Below are 2,607 nucleotides of genomic sequence, written 5' to 3' on the forward strand. Positions count from 1 at the left end.
CTGATTCTGGAGAGAAGAGCATGTTGCAACGCCTGTTGTTCGGTTTGATCACTGTGACCAGCTTGACGCTGGTCGGCTGCGCCCACAGCCCGCAACAACTGAACCCGGAACCCAAGTTGACGGCCCAACTGGCGCCGGTCGGCCACGGACAGCCGGTGGTGGTGCGTGTAGTCGACGGTCGTCCGTCGCCGACCCTGGGTACCCGCGGCGGTCTGTATCCGGAAACCAGCGCGATTACCGTGCAGGGCGCGCAGATCCTGCCGAAACTGCAAGCCCAGGCCGAAGCGGCCGTGCGGCTGCTGGGGTTCACCCCGAGCACCAACGCGCCGAACGCGCCGCAAATCACCGTGACCCTGGCTGAATTGAAGTATCAGTCGCCTAAAGAGGGCATGTATGTGACCGAGGCCACTATTGGCGCGACTTTCCGCTCCGATGTGCAGAACGCCAACCGTCGCTACAGCGGTCGCTACGGTGCGTCCCTGGACCAGCGTTTCGGCATGGCGCCGAACCAGGAAACCAACACCAAGCTGGTCAGCGATGTGTTGAGCGATGCGTTGACCCGTCTGTTCAAGGACCCGACCGTGGGTCAGGTACTCGGCGAATAAGCGTTCGCAAGATGTAAGAAAGCCCGGTGCCAGCAATGGTCCCGGGCTTTTTCATGTCTGATGTACACCCTTCCCTGTAGGAGCTGAGCTTGCTCGCGATGGCGGCATGACATTCAACATTGTTGTCGACTGACAGTGCGCGATCGCGGGCAAGCCTCGCTCCTGCAGGGGGCGAGGTATCACGCGGCTTGCGAGTAGAAGTCCAGCACACTGACTCCGGTCAGCAAATCCGCCTCCGGCAAATCCGCATGTTGGTGGCCGCCGAGTGCGCAATACACCAGCCAATGGCGGTCCTGAACATTGAAGGCGAGGCTGCCGACGAGGGTTTGTTGTTCGTCGTTGTGGGCGATGAGATAGAGGCGATCCTGGTTTTCGGCGTGAAGCATGACGCAGTCCGTGTCGGTTTCGAGGCGCGCATGTTCGCCGATGCAGATGACGAAGCTGTGACGCAGGACAGCCATTGGTCATTTGTTTCGTTATTTGTCGTAAAGGGGAGTGCAGGTACAGAGGCTTTCGGTAGAATCCGCGCCGCGGTCGTCGGTCTGGCGCTCGCCACACCGGTTTTGCTTGAGGTTTGTGATGTCGCTGCATTTGATGACGCTGTTTACCGCCCATCCCGCCAAGTTGATCAATCTGCTGGCCTTGTTCTTCGCCTTTCCGGGCGGCTGGTTGCTGCATGCCACCCGTCGTCGTGAACAACGCGCGATGGCCAATCTGCAAGCGCAACGCGAGAGTCGCCCCAGCGAAGAACCGACGCTGGACTGGGCCACCCTGCGCATGAACCGGTTTTTCTACAGCTTCGGCTTCGCCTGCATGGGGCTGGCATTGCTGGTGTCGTGGATCAGCACGCAAGTCTAGATTCAACAAAAACGGCGCCCGAAGGCGCCGTTATCGTATCCAGCCGAAACCGCTTACAACGGCAGTCCAGCCTTGACCCGGTACTGATTGCGCACCGGTGTTGCATATTGCAGCACCAGGTACGGACGATGCTCTTCAGGGCAAGCGTCCAGGCGTTGCTGCCATTGCTCCTGGGCCTTGGCCAATTCGTCCGCCGCGAACATCTCGGCAGCGCTCGGTACCTGCAATTGCGGGTCGGCGTCTGTCCATTGTGCATAAGCCAGGTAGTGCACCGGGAACAAGCGGTACCCGCCCAGAATTTGCTTGTCCATTTCGACGGCCAATTGCTTGGTGTCTTCGAACAGCTCGGTGATCGGCGCGGCAAAGTTCACGTGCACCCGGCCCTTGTAGCCGGTGATGCCCTTGGCGATGCTCACGTCATCTTCGCCCGGCGCCTTGGTGTAAGTGCCGGTGGTGGCGCGGATGTAGAGCTCGCGGGCCTTGGCCTGGTCGCAAGGGTCATATTCGTAGCTGATCGACACAGGCGTGAGGTTCAGCGAACGGATCACTTCGCCGAACGGTTCGTCCTTGCGGCTCATGTGGAACATCTTGAGGATCGCCGACTCGGTACGGTCATCGCCGTCCTTGGCCCGGCCTTCGGCCTGGGCGATCCAGATCGAGGCGCAATCGTTACGGATCGAATGATTGATATACGCTGACAACAGTTGATACGCCGCCATCTTCTCGCGGCGACCCGTAATCGAACGGTGCACGATGAAGCTCTTGTTCAGACGCATCAGGTCACTGACAAAGGGCTTTTGCAGCAGGTTGTCACCAATTGCGATACGCGGGGTCGGCAGGCCGGCGTGGTACACGGCGTAGTTGACGAAGGCCGGATCCATCACGATGTCGCGGTGATTGGCAATGAACAGATAGGCGCTGCCGGACTTGAACTGCTCGACACCGGAATAGGTGACCCCATCGGTGGCGCGTTCAATGGTGTGGTCGACGTAAACCTCGACTTTGTCCTGCAAAGTGGCGACCGAATTGACGCCAGCGAACTCACGGCGCAGCCGATGAGCTATAAGGGGTTTGAGTGCCCAGCCTAAAGCACCGGCAAAACGCGGGAAGCGGAAGTGGGTGAGGATATCTAGAAACGCCTTGT

At 59.6% G+C, this 2,607-nt stretch carries 4 protein-coding genes; 2 read left to right on the forward strand and 2 right to left on the reverse strand.

The genetic code is table 11. The annotated features are described in order from the left end of the window. The first annotated feature begins 20 nt into the window (after nt 1-20). Nucleotides 21-605 carry a YajG family lipoprotein gene (locus tag D8V06_RS21460; protein ID WP_056853251.1) on the forward strand — a complete coding sequence of 195 codons (585 nt, stop codon included), beginning with the start codon at nt 21-23 and terminating at the stop codon, nt 603-605. Nucleotides 606-784: 179 nt separating this feature from the next. Here the strand turns inward: D8V06_RS21460 and D8V06_RS21465 are convergent, their stop codons facing one another. Continuing rightward, on the reverse strand, nt 785-991 hold the full coding sequence (locus D8V06_RS21465; protein ID WP_034149566.1) for a hypothetical protein: 207 nt from the start codon (nt 989-991) through the stop codon (nt 785-787). A 193-nt stretch (nt 992-1,184) separates the two neighbouring features. Between D8V06_RS21465 and D8V06_RS21470 the strand changes: the two genes are divergently transcribed. Further along, nucleotides 1,185-1,463, forward strand: a complete 279-nt coding sequence (locus D8V06_RS21470; protein ID WP_056853250.1) for a hypothetical protein — start codon at nt 1,185-1,187, stop codon at nt 1,461-1,463. A gap of 53 nt (nt 1,464-1,516) precedes the next feature. Here the strand turns inward: D8V06_RS21470 and D8V06_RS21475 are convergent. Beyond that, nucleotides 1,517-2,607, reverse strand: a 1,091-nt coding sequence (locus tag D8V06_RS21475) for a 1-acyl-sn-glycerol-3-phosphate acyltransferase (protein ID WP_130931739.1), incomplete at its 5' end; no start/stop codon positions are given.

It is taken from the genome of Pseudomonas sp. Sample_24, from assembly GCF_004307605.1.
GTDB lineage: Bacteria > Pseudomonadota > Gammaproteobacteria > Pseudomonadales > Pseudomonadaceae > Aquipseudomonas.

Excerpts from the sequence above, each read along its gene's own strand:
- D8V06_RS21460 (WP_056853251.1), top strand. The coding sequence starts at position 21 with ATGTTGCAACGCCTGTTGTTCGGTTTGATCACTGTGACCAGCTTGACG.
- D8V06_RS21465 (WP_034149566.1), bottom strand. The coding sequence starts at position 991 with ATGCTTCACGCCGAAAACCAGGATCGCCTCTATCTCATCGCCCACAAC.
- D8V06_RS21470 (WP_056853250.1), top strand. The coding sequence starts at position 1,185 with ATGTCGCTGCATTTGATGACGCTGTTTACCGCCCATCCCGCCAAGTTG.